Below are 15,396 nucleotides of genomic sequence, written 5' to 3'. Positions count from 1 at the left end.
CTACTGTTTTTTCAAGGCCACTCTATTCATCTGTCCACCCAATTGCCGAATCAGTTCATCTAACCGTTCATATCCCCGGTCGATATGTTCCACACCCGCAACCGTGGATTCCCCTTTTGCCGTTAAAGCTGCTATCACCAATGCGGCTCCCGCCCTTAAGTCCGTCGTGGAAACGGAGGCTCCCGTCAATCGCTTCACCCCATGAATGGTTACCGTATCCCGTTCTTGCCGTATTTCGGCTCCCATTCTTCGCAACTCATCCACGTGTTTCAGGCGCGAATCAAATATCGCTTCCGTCACGCGGCTCGTTCCTTGGCTCAAGCTGAGCAGGGTGATCATTTGCGGTTGCATATCCGTTGGGAATCCGGGGTAAGGAGCTGTCATGATATGCGGAATGCCGTGTAACACTGGGCTCTTTTTCACCCTTACCCCCTCCGCCGTCATTTCGATGCGGAGTCCCATTTGCCGAAGCGAGGCGATGACACTTGCCAAGTTCTCGGGAACCACATTGTCAAGCACCAGCTCTCCACCGGTCGCTCCGGCCGCGATGAGCAACGTTCCCGCCACAATGCGGTCGGGCATGATCGTATGGACCGTCGCATGCATCTCCCGGACACCTTGAATGACGATGGTGGACTCTCCCGCTCCGCTTACCTTCGCCCCCATTTTATTGAGGAATACAGCCAGATCAACGATTTCCGGTTCACGCGCGGCATTGGTGATGACCGTCTCTCCCTCGGCGCAAACGGCCGCCATCATGATATTCTCCGTTGCGCCAACACTGGGAAAATCCAACTTGATTTCCGCACCGGTCAGCGCTGGCGCACGGCATTTGATCAGATCCCCTTCTTCCGCCACTTCGGCACCCAAACAAGCCAGCCCTTTCAAATGCAAATCGATCGGACGCTTGCCAATCGCACATCCACCGGGCCGTGAAACCGTCACTCTGCCCAATCTCGCGAGCAGGGGACCCATCAAAAAAACGGAGGAGCGGATTTGACTCATCAATTCATCCGGAATATGGGATTCGCAGAGTCCAACCGTATCCACAGACACCCGGTGCCCATCCCGTTCCACCTTGGCGCCAAGGGTCTCTAAAATGCGGCACATCGCATCGATGTCGTTCAGACGAGGCACATCATGAATCTCGTACGTTCCAGCCGCGAGTACAGTGGCTGCCAATATGGGAAGTGCTGCGTTTTTCGCTCCTTGCACACGCACCCTTCCTGATAGAGGATTTCCACCTTTGATGACAAATCGTTCCAAAGTGTCACCTCCGTTTAAACTTCACCCACCACCTGCACCTCAGGTTCCAATTTCACCTGATATTTCTCTTCAATGGTCTTCATCACATGGCGAATCAGATTCAACACGTCTTCCGCCGTCGCGTTGCCTCGGTTAATGATAAAGTTCCCATGCAACTCCGACACTTCCGCATCCCCGATGCGATACCCTTTAAGCCCCGCTTCTTGAATCAAACGGCCCGCATAATCGCCGGGGGGATTGCGGAATACGCTCCCCGCGCAAGGATATTGCAGCGGTTGGGTCTGTCTGCGGCGATCCTTGAACTTAGCCAACTGAGCAGTAATCTCTTCTTTATTGCCTCGTTCCAGCTGGAAGGTGGCTTCAGTTACAATTCCCTTCATCTTCGTTTGCAACACGGAGGTGCGGTAACTGAATTCCATCTCCTCATTGGAGAGCGTCACCCATTCTCCCGTTTCCAGAAGAACCGTTGCCGATTCCAGAACACGAGCAATCTCCGAACCATGGGCTCCCGCGTTCATATAGACGGCGCCTCCGACATTCCCTGGAATACCCCCGGCAAACTCCAATCCCGTCAAGCCTTGTTTGGCCGTCATTGTGGCTAGCAAAATGGTGGAATATCCACCTCCCGCGATCACTTTGGTTCCGTCCATGGACAGGTCATTAAACCCTTCATCCAATTTAAAGACGACACCCCGAATGCCACCATCACGGACAAGCAGATTGGATCCCCGCCCAATGGCGCGCCATGGCAACCGATGCTTTGCCACAATCCGCATCGCGTTCTCTAACTCTTCTTTGTTGCGCGGATAGATCAATAAGTCGGCTGGTCCGCCCACTTTCCAAGTGGTATGGCGGGACAATGGCTCATTTTCTCGCACATCCGTTACACCCGCTTGTTTCAATTCTTCGATCACTTGTTTCATCGTAAATGTCCCTCCTCACCAAACATACTCAGCTGATCCCCACCCGGCAGTGGCTTAACATAGTTTATGCCAGTGAGCAAGTGATGTGACAAAAGCCCACTGGTTTGCCTTCGCCCTTTATGGGCGGATTGCTGCGATTTTCTCCAATTCATCAACCAACACCTCAGCTGCTTGTGGTCGTCCCAAGCGACGAGCCGCTTCGCTCATCACATGATGTTCTTCCGTATCTTCGATCAAACGCTTGACTTCCCGCCACAAAACATCCCCTGTCAATTCGCTCTCCAACAGCATTTTGGAAGCGCCTTGTTCTTCCAGCCAACGGGCATTGGCTTCCTGATGGTTATTCGTCACATAAGGAGAAGGGATCAAGACAGAGGGCAACCCCAACGCCGTCAATTCAGCCAAGGTGGAGGCCCCGGCTCGTCCCACGACAAGGTAGGTTGCCGCGAGGACATCTGGCATATTATATATAAACGGCTTCACATATAGATTAGGGATCTCATCCAATGGAATATGCGAGCGAATCGTATCATAATGAACCTCGCCCGTCACATAGACAAAATGCACATGAGGCAATTCTTTCATATGGGGAACCATTTGCAGCACCGCTTCGTTGATGGCTTTGGCTCCACGGCTGCCGCCAAACAACAAAATAATCGGTCGATGGGCATCTGCTATCCCGAGCGATTTCCGTCCCAAGGTGGCATTGGCTTGCACCACTTCCGTCGCCCGGGGATTTCCCGTAAACACAATGCGATTGGCCCGGCCCAAATATTTTTGCGATTCTTCCAGACTGATCGCAACCACATCCACATACCGAGACAAAAACTTCGTGGTCATTCCCAGCACCACATTTTGCTCATGGATGAGTGTGGGGATTCCCATTTGATGAGCGGCATAAACCGGCGGGCCGCTTACGAAGCCGCCCGTCCCCACAAACACATCTGGCCGGAACTCCTTTATGTATTCTTTCGATCGTTTCACAGCACTGATAAAGGTACGAATCGTATTTACATTTTTCCAAGAAATGCTCCGTGTGAATCCTTGGATCTTTATCGTATAAAAATGAATGTTCCCTTCTTTGGGAACAATGCGTGATTCCAGTCCTTGTTCAGTTCCAATATAAGCAATTTCTACATCAGGATACCGTTTCTTTACTGTACGCGCAATGGCTAATGCTGGATAAATATGTCCACCCGTTCCACCACCAGATAGCAAAATGCGCTTCATCCTCTCTCCTCCTCACCCTGTCATCTGCTCGAGAACCGGGATAAGTTAAGCAATATCCCGACGGCTGCCAACGTCAATGTCAACGATGAACCCCCATAACTTAAAAAGGGCAATGTAATGCCCGTAACGGGAAAAGCTCCCGATACGACCCCGATGTTTATTACCGCTTGAATCATGATCATCGCCGTAATCCCCATCGCAACCAAACTGGAAAACAGATCAGGTGATGAAATCGCCACGCGCACGCCACGCCACACAATGACGGCAAATAACAAAATGACCGTGGTGGCTCCAATAAATCCAAGCTCTTCCGCCAAGATTGAAAAGATAAAGTCGGTATGCGGCTCAGGGAGGTAGAGGTGCTTCTGTCTGCTCATTCCCAGTCCCAAACCGAGCAAACCGCCTGGACCGATCGCATAGAGGGATTGGATCAACTGATAGCCCGCACCCAGTGGATCTTGCCATGGATTGAGGAAAGCCACAATCCGCTTAATCCGATAGGGGGCAGCCAGGACGAGGCCGGCAAACCCGATGACGCCCAACATCATGAAACCCATCATGTGCTTCATTCTCGCACCAGCGGCAAAGATCAGGACGAGACCTGTCCCCATCAAGACGGTTCCCGTCCCCAAATCCGGTTGCAACATAATGATGCCAAACGCCAATCCTAATAAGGACAAACCAGGGATAAACCCTTTGACCAGTGAATGAACGGGAAAGTCAGGCTTGGCATACATCCGTGCCAAAAAAGCAATCATCGCCAACTTCATGAATTCGGATGGCTGAATGCTAAATGCCCCGATCCCCAACCAACTTCGCGCCCCGTTGCGCAAAATGCCAACACCCGGAATCAATACGATCACCAATAAGATAAAACAAACAATAAGGGCAGGTTTGGACCACTCATAAAATTTCTGCGGGTTCAAACGGGCAATCCATAACATCGCGAAAACGCCCAAAGCGGCAAAGAGAAATTGCCGTTTGGCAAAATAAAAGGCATCTCCGTATTTGTGATAGGCAAACGCGGCACTCGCGCTATAAACCATCAAGACACCGATGGATAACAAGAGCAAGATCGCAACAACGATCACATAGTCGGGAGAAGTCCTAACATTTTTCATGGGCGTTTTCACCTCTTACTGATTTGGGCAAGCTTCTTATATTTGAAGCCTATGCACAGCTTGTTTAAATATGCTTCCCCGCTCTTCAAAAGAGGTGTATTGATCCCAACTTGCGCACGCCGGCGACAGAAGGACGACATCCCCGTCCCGGGCAAGGCTGGCCGCCTTGGCAACCGCTTCCCCCAAATCATTGACCACATGCACATCCGTCAACCCGGCATCGCGTCCCCGCTCGGCCAAAATCTGCTTGGACTGTCCATAAGTGACGACCGCTTTGGCGTGGGCTTTCAGCACCGGAACCAATTCCTTAAAATCCACTCCGCGATCCAAGCCCCCACCGATCCAAACGACTGGCTCCTTAAACGACTCCAACGCTTTGGCGGCCGCTTGGGCATTGGTTGCCTTCGAATCGTTATAATAGCGCACCCCCGCCACCGTCGTGACAAATTCCAGCCGATGTTCCACTCCGTGAAATTCCCGCAAAGTTTGCGCGACCGCATCCATCGATGCCCCTGCGGCAAGGGAAATCGCGGAAGCGGCCAAGGCGTTTTCCAAATTAAAGTCACCCCGCAAAGCCACATCAGCCACCGGCATAAGCGCTTGTGGTTGCCCTTGCTCCTTCACATGGATCACACCGTCCCGCACATAAACGCCCCGCTCCACAGGGGAAGTGCGGCTAAACCACCACAAGGTGCTCCCAATCGTCTCAGCCACTTCACGGCAAATTTGTGAATCGGCATTTAAAACGGCCACATTCCCTGCGCTTTGATTGGCGAAAATTTTCCGTTTCGACTGAACGTAATCATCCATGGTTTCATGGTAATCCAAGTGTGCGGGAAACACGTTTAACAGGGCCGCGATCCGTGGACGGAACCGCTCCGTTCCCTTCAACTGAAAACTGCTCAATTCCGCGACGAGCCACTCTTCTTTGCCGATGTGTGCCACTACATCAGCCAAGGCTTGGCCGATATTGCCGGCAACCGTGCATTTGATCCGCGAACGGGTCAACATCCGCCCCACTAAGGTAGTGGTGGTCGTTTTCCCATTGGAACCCGTGATGCCAATCATCGGCGCTTGGGATAAAGAGCCCGCAATCTCCACTTCCGTTACCACCGGAATCCCCAGAGCCAACGCCTGTTGAATGGGATGCGCCCGATAAGGGATGCCGGGATTTTTCACAAGCATTTCCACACCATCATGAATCAGGTCGTCCGGATGTTCACCGCAAATGACCGGAATGCCCAGCGCTTCTAGTTCACTCGCTTCCGGGCACGCCGAACGCGGTTTTACATCATTCGCCACCACTTTCGCACCTAAGCGGTGAAGGAGCTTGGCAATAGCTACCCCGCTCCTTGCTAACCCCAACACAACAACTGAACGACCTGTCCAATTTTCCAACAAATGACTCATTTGATGAACACCTCAAGAACCACGCCGATCAAAGCGAGAATCAATCCCCATAGCCAGAAGGTCGTTACCACCCGCCATTCGGACCAACCGACCAATTCAAAGTGGTGGTGCAACGGACTCATGCGGAAGACGCGTTTGCCGCGCAACTTGAATGAAGCCACTTGGATCATGACGGACAGCGCTTCAAGCACAAACACCCCACCAATGATAGGGAGCAGCAACTCCGTCTTGGTGATGACCGCCAAAGCGGCAATCCCTCCGCCCAAAGCGAGTGAACCCGTATCACCCATGAACACTTTGGCCGGATGCGCGTTAAAGACCAAGAAACCGAGCAAGGCCCCGACAACCGCAACGGAGAAGATCGTGACGGTTGGGTTGCTTTGCATATAACCGATAATGGCATAAGCACCATACGCGCACACAGCTGTGCCGGAAACCAAGCCGTCCAAACCATCCGTCAGGTTCACGGCATTGGAAGCACCGATCATCATCACCAACAAGAGTGGCAAATACAGCCAGTTGAGCTGAATCGTCCAGTCTGTCCCTGGAACCGTCACGTCAAAAATAAACCCACCCTTTGGTGTCCGCACCTGCAACAATACCCAGAATAAGACTAAACCAATAAATAATTGCCCGAAAAGTTTTTGGTTGGCCGTCAGGCCCAAGTTCCGTTTCATTACGACCTTGATGTAGTCATCCAAAAATCCGAGAATGCCATAACCCAAGGTGGCAAAAAGCAAGAAAAACAAGTCGGCATTGATGACGGACTCATTTTTGTTCAACAACTGAATGCTGCTGAAAGGGACAGCCGTAAGGGCGATGGCCGTCATGATGATGACCCCACCCATCGTGGGGGTACCCGCTTTTTTCAAATGCGCTTGCGGCCCTTCCTCACGAATGCTCTGTCCAAACTTCAACCGACGCAAAATTGGAATGATCACCGGGCCTAATATCACTGCAATTCCAAACGCTACTGCAAGTGGAACCAAGAAGATGCGATAGTCTATATTCCCCATTTTCTTCCTCTACGCTCCTTCTGTTAATTTTCGTATCACGATGTCTAACTGCACAGCTCTGGAAGCTTTGACGAGCAATAAGATATGGGCGTTTCCCTCAGCGGCTAATGTATGGATCGCTTCTTCTTGGGAAGCAAAATGGTGAATCACGCATGCATGCTCCTGTACGGCCGCCTTGGCTCCTTCGGCAATCCAGCGACCGCGTTCACCAATCGTATATAGTCGCGAAACCCCTTTTTCGATAGCATATGCTCCCAGCTCTCTATGATATGGTTCTTCCAAACTCCCAATTTCTCTTATATCCCCAAGTAACGCCCACTTTTCTTTGTCTGGCGCCAATTCCATCAATAAATCGATCGCCGCGCGCATGGAAGTGGGACTGGCATTATACGCATCATCGATGATGCTCATGCCGCTCGCGGCTTGTTTGAGTTCCAAGCGCATTCCCGTCAATTTGACCTGAGCCAAACCGCGGCCGATCGCTTCCTCCGCCATGCCGAGCGCCCGGCCCACCGAAACGGCCAGCAAGGCGTTTTTGATATTATGCCTGCCGAGAAGAGGCAAGGTAAACGGAGTGCCGAACCGGCGCGAGCGGAACCGGAAGCCCTGGGCGCCATTCATCTCAATCTCCGTTGGGGATTCATCCAGCCCCTCGGACCATCCCACCCGGACATGCGGATGGGGATCATGGGCCAATAACTTCTCCAACAGCGGTTCATCCCCATCATAAATGAGCGGTCCTTGCTCACTTAACCCCTCTTTAATTTCCAATTTTGCTATGGCAATTCCTTCCCGACTGCCGAGAAACTCCAGATGGGATTCACCGATATTCGTGATCACCGCCACATCGGGTTTGGCGATTCGGGATAAAACCTCGATTTCGCCGGCATGGTTCATGCCCATCTCAACCACAGCCACTTGGGTGTCTTCCGGCATCGAAGTCAAGGTTAAAGGAACCCCGATATGGTTGTTCAGGTTTCCTTTCGTTTTATGCACGCGGAATGTTTCCGCCAGCACCGCCGCGATCAAATCTTTGGTCGTCGTTTTGCCGTTGCTGCCCGTCACCGCGACCACCCGCACTTGTGCCTCATCCCGGTAACGGGAAGCGATTTTCTGCAGCGCCTGCAAGGTGTCGTCCACGACGATCAGCGGCATGGGCGGTTCATCTGGCAGCGGATGCCGGCTGCTCCATAATGCCGCCGCAGCCCCTTTGTCCGCCGCTTGGTTCAGGAATTGGTGCCCATCAAACCGCTCACCCACAAGCGGCACGTACAGTTGATTGGGCGCAAGCGTCCGGGTATCCGTAGACACGCCGCGCACCAGGAGAAAGCGGGTCTCCGGCGAACCGACTAGTTGTCCTTGGGTTACTTGACTCACCCAGCCACATGTCCGTTCCATGCTCACCCTTCATTCACCCCCTGCGCTTTCGCTTCAATGGCTTCCCTTGCCACTTCACGGTCATCGAAATCATACCGGATCCCTTGAATCTCTTGGTACGTCTCATGCCCTTTTCCAGCAATCAAGATAATGTCGCCGGGTTCCGCCAATCGAATCGCTTCTTTAATGGCTTGCCGACGGTCGACGATAGTCGCAACATTTTCCCGCTTGCTGTCGGCGATTCCCGCCACCATATCTTGGATAATGGTTTCCGGTTTCTCCGAACGGGGGTTATCTGAAGTGAAAATGGCCAGATCACTATACTTGGCGGCGATTTGGGCCATCAGCGGACGTTTGGTGCGGTCACGATCCCCGCCGCAGCCAACCACGCAAGTAACCTTGTTCCGCGCGAACTCACGGATGGTGGTCAACACATTTTCCAAACTGTCTGGCGTATGGGCATAATCCACCAACACGGTATAAGGCTGGCCGGCATTGACCGGTTCAAACCGTCCGTTCACACCGGGGATTTGTTCCAGGCTCTCTTTGATCTCCGCGAGCGTCAGTCCCTCGATCAAGCCTACGCTGACCGCGGCCAAAGCATTATACACATTAAACTTGCCGATCAATTGAAGCGTGATGTCACAAGTCCCCCGGAACGTCTCCAAAGTAAACGCGGTCCCTTGCCCGGTGATGCGAATGCCCACCGCACGGACATCGGCGGGGCGATCGATCCCATAGGTAACCACTTGGGCCGGTGTGATCGCCGCATAATATGATGATGCATCATCATCCGCATTTAACACAGCAAACGCATTCTCAGCCGGGTCACTCGCATAGCGATTGCCCAATTGGCTGAAGAGCAAGCCTTTCGCCTGGCGATATTCCTCCATTGTATTATGGTAATCCAGATGATCTTGCGTCAAATTGGTAAACACACCGATGTGGAATTGGCTTCCGCGTGTCCGCCCCAACGCCAGACCATGCGAGGAGACTTCTATGACTGAATACTCACAACCCTCATCCCGCATCATCCGAAATGCTTTTTGCAGCTCGAGCGCTTCGGGAGTGGTATTTTTGGTCGGGAAAGTCTTGTCACCGATCTTCATCTGGACCGTACCGATCACGCCTGTGTGGCGCCCCGCGTCGCCAAGCAATTTCTCGATCAGATAGGAAGTGGTCGTTTTTCCATTGGTGCCCGTGATCCCAATGAGTTTTAATTCACTCGTCGGATGACGATAAAATTCCGCCGCGACAATGGCCATGGCCCGTCGGCTGTCCGGCACCAAAATCACCGGCACCTCGCTGTCAACCGGTTCTTCCACCATCACTGCCGCTGCTCCATTCGCGATCGCAGTGGGCACATATCGATGTCCATCAACAGTAAAACCGCGTATGGCAACAAATAAATCTCCCGGTTTCACAAGACGGGAGTCCATTTGTATGCCGGTAATTTCCACTTGAACATCACCCGTCACCGTATGTACCATCAGCGGTCGGATCAACTCTTTCAACTGCATGTTGCTCCTCCTTTTCAAAAAAGCGGACAGACAAGCAAAAAGCCAGGTTCATCATTCCTGGCATAAGATGATGCACATCCACTATTTTAATCTCCTTTGTTTTATTTGTCACTTCTCAAGCCATGATCCGCTCCGTTTGTAAAAGGCGTTGTCCGTGTGGACCGAACAGGGAAAACCCAATGACTGCAACCATTTATCCGTTTTTGCGTTTGCATTTTGTTTAGAAATTGTTTGCAAAGAAATCACAAAGAACGGGGGCGATTTTGCCTGCGGTTCTTCTGTTGCGGCGGGATTCCTTTTTTATCCTTTCCCATCACCCAAGTAGATCTTAATCGTGGCGCCCTTTTTCACCCGTTGCCCCGGTTTGGGCATCTGATCCACCACTTTTTGGCCTTTGCCGTAGACCTGAAGCGGAAACGAAAACAAGCTGTTGCGAATCCGTTCAATATCCTGTCCGATCAAATTGGGGACGCCCACCAATGCGAGGGTAAGCGGCGTATCCTCGGGTGGAATCTGCTCTTTGCGCTTGGGCACTTTTAAATAGCGCAAACTGTCATCCAAGATATTGCCCACAATCGGGGCGGCCACAACGCCACCAAACTGAATCCCTTTGGGGTTATCAACCGCAATGTACACAACCAGGCGGGGATCGTCGGCAGGGGCAAACCCGATAAAGGAAACAATATGATTATTCTTCATATATCGTCCATCCGGTCCCACTTTTTGCGCTGTTCCTGTTTTTCCACCTACACGGTAGCCATCGACAAAAGCTTTGCGTCCCGTCCCCCGAGCCACCACACTTTCCAACGCACTGCGGACGGCAAGGGAAGTTTCGGCGGAAATCACCTGCCGCTTCAGCTTTGGTTTGATCTCTTCCACCATTTCCCCCGTTTCGGGATCAAGCCAGCCTTTTGCCAAATGGGGTTCAAATAGCTTCCCCCCATTGATGGCCGCCGATACGGCCGCCACTTGCTGAATGGGAGTGACCGAAACCCCTTGGCCAAAAGCGGTGGTAGCCAACTCCACCGGACCGACGCGGCTTTCTTTGAATAAAATCCCTTTTGCCTCACCATTCAGGTCGATCCCTGTTTTTTCACCAAAACCAAACTTGTGGATGTACGAAAAAAGGTTGCTTTTCCCCAAGCGTTGGCCCAAAGTGACAAATCCGGGGTTGCAGGAGTTTTCCACAACCTCCAAAAAGCTTTGATGCCCATGTCCGCCCGCTTTCCAGCAACGCAACCGCGCCCCTCCCACCATGATATAGCCGGGATCGCGAAACGCTTCATGGAGATTGACTTTTTTCTCTTCCAATGCAGCCGCAAGCGTGATGATCTTAAAGGTAGACCCCGGTTCATATGTTTTCCAGATGGGGAGATTGCGGTTATAGATGAGCGGATCGGTTGTCCGATATTGATCGGGGCGAAAAGTGGGGCGGCTGGCCATCCCGAGCAGCTCTCCCGTTTTCGGATCCATCGCGATCGCCAAGATATTCTCCGGTTGGTATTGCACCATAGCTTGGTCCAGTTCTCGCTCAATGATCGTTTGAATCTGATAATCCAGGGTGGTGACGAGATTCATCCCATCACGCGGCGGGGTGTATCGATCCATCCCTCCGGGCAGTTTGTCTCCTCTGGCATTAGAACTGAACGAAACATATCCTCTTGTGCCGCGCAACTTCTCATCATATATGAGTTCAATCCCCGCCAGCCCTTGATTGTCAATGCCCGTAAAGCCCAGTATGTGCGCCGCCAACGCTCCATGGGGGTAGTAGCGTTTGCTGTCTTCCACAACCGCGATTCCCGGCAATCGGAGCCCTTGAATCTCACGCGCTTTTTCATCGGAAATTTTTCTGCCCCACGGAGTAATGCGATTGATCACTTGCCGTTTGGTGATTTGCTCGTATATTTTTTCTTCGGGTGCTTGCAAGATTCCGGCCAATATTTTCGCCGTCTGGGCGGGGTCTTTGATTTGGGCCGGAATGGCCATCACAGACGGAGTACTCACATTGTAAGCCAGCACTTTTTGATTGCGATCAAGCAATTTTCCCCTTTTCGCTTCAAAGGGAATATCGCGACTCCACAGATCTTTGGCCTTTTCCGCCAGCCAAACCCCTTGGAATAACTGGACATAGGCTACTCTCCCCATCAACGCCGTCAGGATGAAGAGCGCGATAAGAAAAAGGGTGAATAACCGTTTCCTGACTAGTACCCGTCGACCACGCATGGTTTCCTTCCTCTCTTCAGAACATTCTCCTTACCTTCAAGCTATGTGCGTGAGAAAGGAAAAATGACAAGCCCCCGCACAACAAAAAGACCCGTTGCCTAAAACAACGGGTCATGTTGGCGTCATTTGATACCATCAGCATACTGGTTGCGCTGCACTTTGCGAATGGGCAAAGCTTTCTCCAGTATGTTTTTGGCCACCGGAGCGGCGACAGAACCACCGGAAGCCTCTCCACCTTCCATAAACGGCTCATCAATGGCGACATAAATAACCAAATCTGGATGATCATAAGGCGCAAAACCAATAAATGAGACCATGTACTTATTGTTTAAATAACCATTGCCCACGGGATCCGGCTTTTGGGCCGTTCCCGTTTTACCGGCAACCCGGTATCCCGGCAAATCCGCTTTGGTTCCCGTGCCGCTGCGCACGACATCACGCAACAGCTCGCGCACCTTCTTTGCTGTCGACTCTTGGATGATGCGTATGCTCTCAGGTTTGACCGTTTTCACTTTTTTCTTGAGATGAGGCTCCCACACTTCCTTTAAGACATGGGGCTTGACCCATTTTCCGCCATTCGCCACGGCGGAGATGGCGGCAACCTGCTGAATCGGGGTGACTGAAACGCCTTGCCCAAACGATGTGGCGGCGAGTTCCGCCGGATAGAGATCGCGGCCAAAAAACACGCCTCGTTCCTCCGCCGGCAAATCAATCCCCGTTTTCTTCCCCACCCGTTCGGTGATCTTGCCAAATCCGAATCGGTCAATGTACTCTGCCAACTTTTGGGGACCCAACGCCTTCCCCAATAGGACAAACGCCACATTGCTGGATTGTTTGACACCTTCCTTGAAGTCGATGTTTCCCCAACCGGTGCCATTCCAATCGCGGATGATCTGACCCGCCACATTAATCGCCCCTGATTGAAAGGTTTTGTTTTCATTAAAAATACCTTCTTCAATCGCAGCGGCCAACGTGACGATCTTGAAGGTGGAACCCGGTTCAAATTGGCTCTCAATCGCCCGATTGGTTCGGTTGTCATCGTTCAATGTCGTCGCATATTGGTTGGGATTGAATGTTGGACGACTTGCCATCGCCAAGATTTCGCCTGTATGCGGATCGGCGACAATCGCTGTCCCGCCTTTGGCTTGGTAGTTTTTGATCGCTTCTTCCAACTCCAGTTCGACTTGTGACTGAATCTGTGAATCGATGGTCAATACGAGATCTTTTCCTTGTTGCGGCGGTTGGTTTTTATCCGGAGCATCAGAGATCATCATGCCATTTTTCGCCTTGAGGTATTCGACGAATCCCGCCTTGCCTCGCAACAACTGATCATAGTGCTGTTCTATTCCCCCAACCGCTTTGCCGTCAACGTTGACAAAACCCAAAAGATGCGCGGCCGTCATGCGAGTGTACTGGCGCATGGTCGTCGAAAATGCGACGATGCCATGAATTTGGCCCTTTTCTCTCAAAGCTTTCACTTTGTTGTAGACACTTTCCGGATATTTGTATTTCCCTTTGTCCCTGAGTTCTACCGAGACATTTTTCTGGCTCAATTTGCGAATCAGCACGCCCTTGTCGATGCCAAGGATGGGTGCCAGCAAATCCGCCGTCTTCTTTACGTCTTTGACTTTACTTGTATCAGCTACAAAATAGTAAGCGTCCACTTCCCATGCTAATGGTTGTCCCTTGGTTCGGTCATAGATACTACCACGCTTCGGCTTGATCTTTTCCGATTTAATCCACTCTTCTTTTGCTTGGGCCAGAAGCTCGTTATGGTTAAAGGTTTGTAACCAAAACAGGCGGAAAATCAGCACAACCAAACAGAGCAACCACAGGAGTCCGATCAGAAGAGAACGCTCTTTGCTCTTCTTAATCAGCGAACCCATGATTCAGCCTCTCCCATCTACGAATCCATTTCGTTGGTGATTGAATCAACTTTTGAAGTCTCTCTCTATGGCCGAATCGAAGGGAGATATTTTGGAGCGGTCAATTCCAATCCGTTGCTCTCCGCAAATTTCCGAATCCGCTCAACATCCTCCAGCTTCTTTTTCTCTGCTTCTAGTTTGAAATTGACCTTGTGCGCTTCTTCAACAGCCGTTTTCGCTTCTTCCAATGCCACATTCAACTCATTGACTTTGGCATATTTGGACAAAACCACCAAGGCTAATGCGACACATACAACCACGCTGAACAGATAAAGCAACTTTTCGCCTACCGTGACAGCGGTGCGGGGCTCTCTCTGTTTTTTGTCCCGCACTCGCGTATAAGGCTTCTCAAGTGGGCGGGCAACCGCAACGTTATATTGATCCCGTCTCATATATGAATCCTCCTCACGCTACCGACTTCTCCTTAATCCCTTTATTTAATTTTTCTCTGCAACCCTCAATTTGGCTGAACGTGCTCTTGGATTTTTCTCTATCTCTTTTTCTGTTGGTAAAAGCGGTTTTCTCGTGATGATTTTCAATCGCGGCGTTTGTCCGCAAGTGCATATCGGAAAAGTGGGCGGGCATATGCAACCCTTCGCCTCTTCTTGAAAAAACTGCTTGCATATGCGGTCTTCCAACGAGTGGAATGTGATCACACTGATCCGGCCTTGCGAATGCAGAAGTTCGACCGAATCGGCGAGCGCATCACGAAACGCGTTCAATTCATCATTTACGGCGATGCGAATCGCTTGAAAAGAACGACGGGCAGGATGCGGACCCGTTCTGCGCGCGGGCGCCGGCACTGCTTGCTTAATGATGTCAACCAGCTGCAACGTCGTCGAGATCGGCGCTTTGCTTCGCTCTATGGCGATCATTTTGGCAATGCGGCGCGAAAATTTCTCTTCGCCGTATTCAAACAGGATGCGTGCTATTTCCTCTTCAGGCCACTCATTCACCACATGATAAGCACTTAACTCCTGCTCCTTATCCATTCTCATATCCAATGGGGCTTCTTGGTGGTAACTAAAACCTCTTTCTCCCTGATCCAACTGCGGAGAAGATACCCCCAGGTCAAACAGTATCCCATCAACTGATTCAATTCCCAATCCCCGCACAACTCTCGAAACATGGCGAAAATTGGTTTTAACCAGATGAAGCTGACAAGAAACGCCCGCTAAGCGCTCCTCGGCATGATCAAGCGCCATCTGGTCCTGATCCAAACTGATTAAGGTGCCCGACGGACTCAACTGCTCGGCGATGAGGCGGCTATGACCCGCTCCACCAAGGGTACAGTCCACATATACCCCGTCAGGTTTCAGGTTTAAACCAGCTACTGCTTCTTCACGTAATACGGTTTCATGTACAAACACATCCGTTCATCCTTT

The 15,396-nt window shown here is 51.5% G+C and carries 12 protein-coding genes; all 12 read right to left on the bottom strand.

Features of this window, described 5'->3' with window-relative positions; genetic code table 11:
• Complete coding sequence (gene murA, locus ACFQNG_RS14670) at positions 1-1,266, bottom strand: UDP-N-acetylglucosamine 1-carboxyvinyltransferase (protein WP_379866146.1); 1,266 nt, start codon at positions 1,264-1,266, stop codon at positions 1-3.
• A 14-nt stretch (positions 1,267-1,280) separates the two neighbouring features.
• Positions 1,281-2,189, bottom strand: a complete 909-nt coding sequence (gene murB, locus ACFQNG_RS14665; protein WP_379866145.1) for a UDP-N-acetylmuramate dehydrogenase — start codon at positions 2,187-2,189, stop codon at positions 1,281-1,283.
• Between the two features lie 117 nt (positions 2,190-2,306).
• The gene (gene murG, locus ACFQNG_RS14660; protein ID WP_379866143.1) at positions 2,307-3,419 is read right to left on the bottom strand and encodes an undecaprenyldiphospho-muramoylpentapeptide beta-N-acetylglucosaminyltransferase; all 1,113 of its coding nucleotides are present in this window, start codon (positions 3,417-3,419) and stop codon (positions 2,307-2,309) included.
• Between the two features lie 20 nt (positions 3,420-3,439).
• Positions 3,440-4,540: a stage V sporulation protein E gene (gene spoVE, locus ACFQNG_RS14655; protein ID WP_379866141.1), complete on the bottom strand. Its 1,101-nt coding sequence runs from the start codon at positions 4,538-4,540 to the stop codon at positions 3,440-3,442.
• 36 nt (positions 4,541-4,576) lie between these two features.
• A complete protein-coding gene (gene murD / locus ACFQNG_RS14650; RefSeq protein ID WP_379866139.1) occupies positions 4,577-5,950 on the bottom strand; it encodes a UDP-N-acetylmuramoyl-L-alanine--D-glutamate ligase in 1,374 nt (457 codons plus the stop codon).
• Positions 5,947-6,966 carry a phospho-N-acetylmuramoyl-pentapeptide-transferase gene (gene mraY, locus ACFQNG_RS14645; RefSeq protein ID WP_379866137.1) on the bottom strand — a complete coding sequence of 340 codons (1,020 nt, stop codon included), beginning with the start codon at positions 6,964-6,966 and terminating at the stop codon, positions 5,947-5,949. Before mraY ends, murD begins: the two co-directional genes overlap by 4 nt.
• A 9-nt stretch (positions 6,967-6,975) precedes the next feature.
• Positions 6,976-8,364, bottom strand: a complete 1,389-nt coding sequence (locus tag ACFQNG_RS14640; protein WP_379866299.1) for a UDP-N-acetylmuramoyl-tripeptide--D-alanyl-D-alanine ligase — start codon at positions 8,362-8,364, stop codon at positions 6,976-6,978.
• 2 nt (positions 8,365-8,366) lie between these two features.
• Positions 8,367-9,863: a UDP-N-acetylmuramoyl-L-alanyl-D-glutamate--2,6-diaminopimelate ligase gene (locus ACFQNG_RS14635; RefSeq protein WP_379866136.1), complete on the bottom strand. Its 1,497-nt coding sequence runs from the start codon at positions 9,861-9,863 to the stop codon at positions 8,367-8,369.
• A gap of 300 nt (positions 9,864-10,163) precedes the next feature.
• Complete coding sequence (locus ACFQNG_RS14630) at positions 10,164-12,086, bottom strand: stage V sporulation protein D (RefSeq protein ID WP_379866134.1); 1,923 nt, start codon at positions 12,084-12,086, stop codon at positions 10,164-10,166.
• A 122-nt stretch (positions 12,087-12,208) separates the two neighbouring features.
• The gene (locus ACFQNG_RS14625; RefSeq protein ID WP_379866133.1) at positions 12,209-13,972 is read right to left on the bottom strand and encodes a peptidoglycan D,D-transpeptidase FtsI family protein; all 1,764 of its coding nucleotides are present in this window, start codon (positions 13,970-13,972) and stop codon (positions 12,209-12,211) included.
• Between the two features lie 65 nt (positions 13,973-14,037).
• Positions 14,038-14,403: a cell division protein FtsL gene (gene ftsL, locus ACFQNG_RS14620; protein WP_379866132.1), complete on the bottom strand. Its 366-nt coding sequence runs from the start codon at positions 14,401-14,403 to the stop codon at positions 14,038-14,040.
• 45 nt (positions 14,404-14,448) lie between these two features.
• Entirely contained in the window at positions 14,449-15,381 is a 933-nt protein-coding gene (gene rsmH, locus ACFQNG_RS14615) for a 16S rRNA (cytosine(1402)-N(4))-methyltransferase RsmH (RefSeq protein WP_379866131.1), read from the bottom strand.
• Positions 15,382-15,396: the final 15 nt, after the last annotated feature.

This window comes from Laceyella putida (genome assembly GCF_042665195.1).
Lineage (GTDB): Bacteria > Bacillota > Bacilli > Thermoactinomycetales > Thermoactinomycetaceae > Laceyella > Laceyella putida.
Note: the sequence above shows the minus strand (reverse complement) of the source record. Positions and strands in the feature narration are given on the sequence as shown.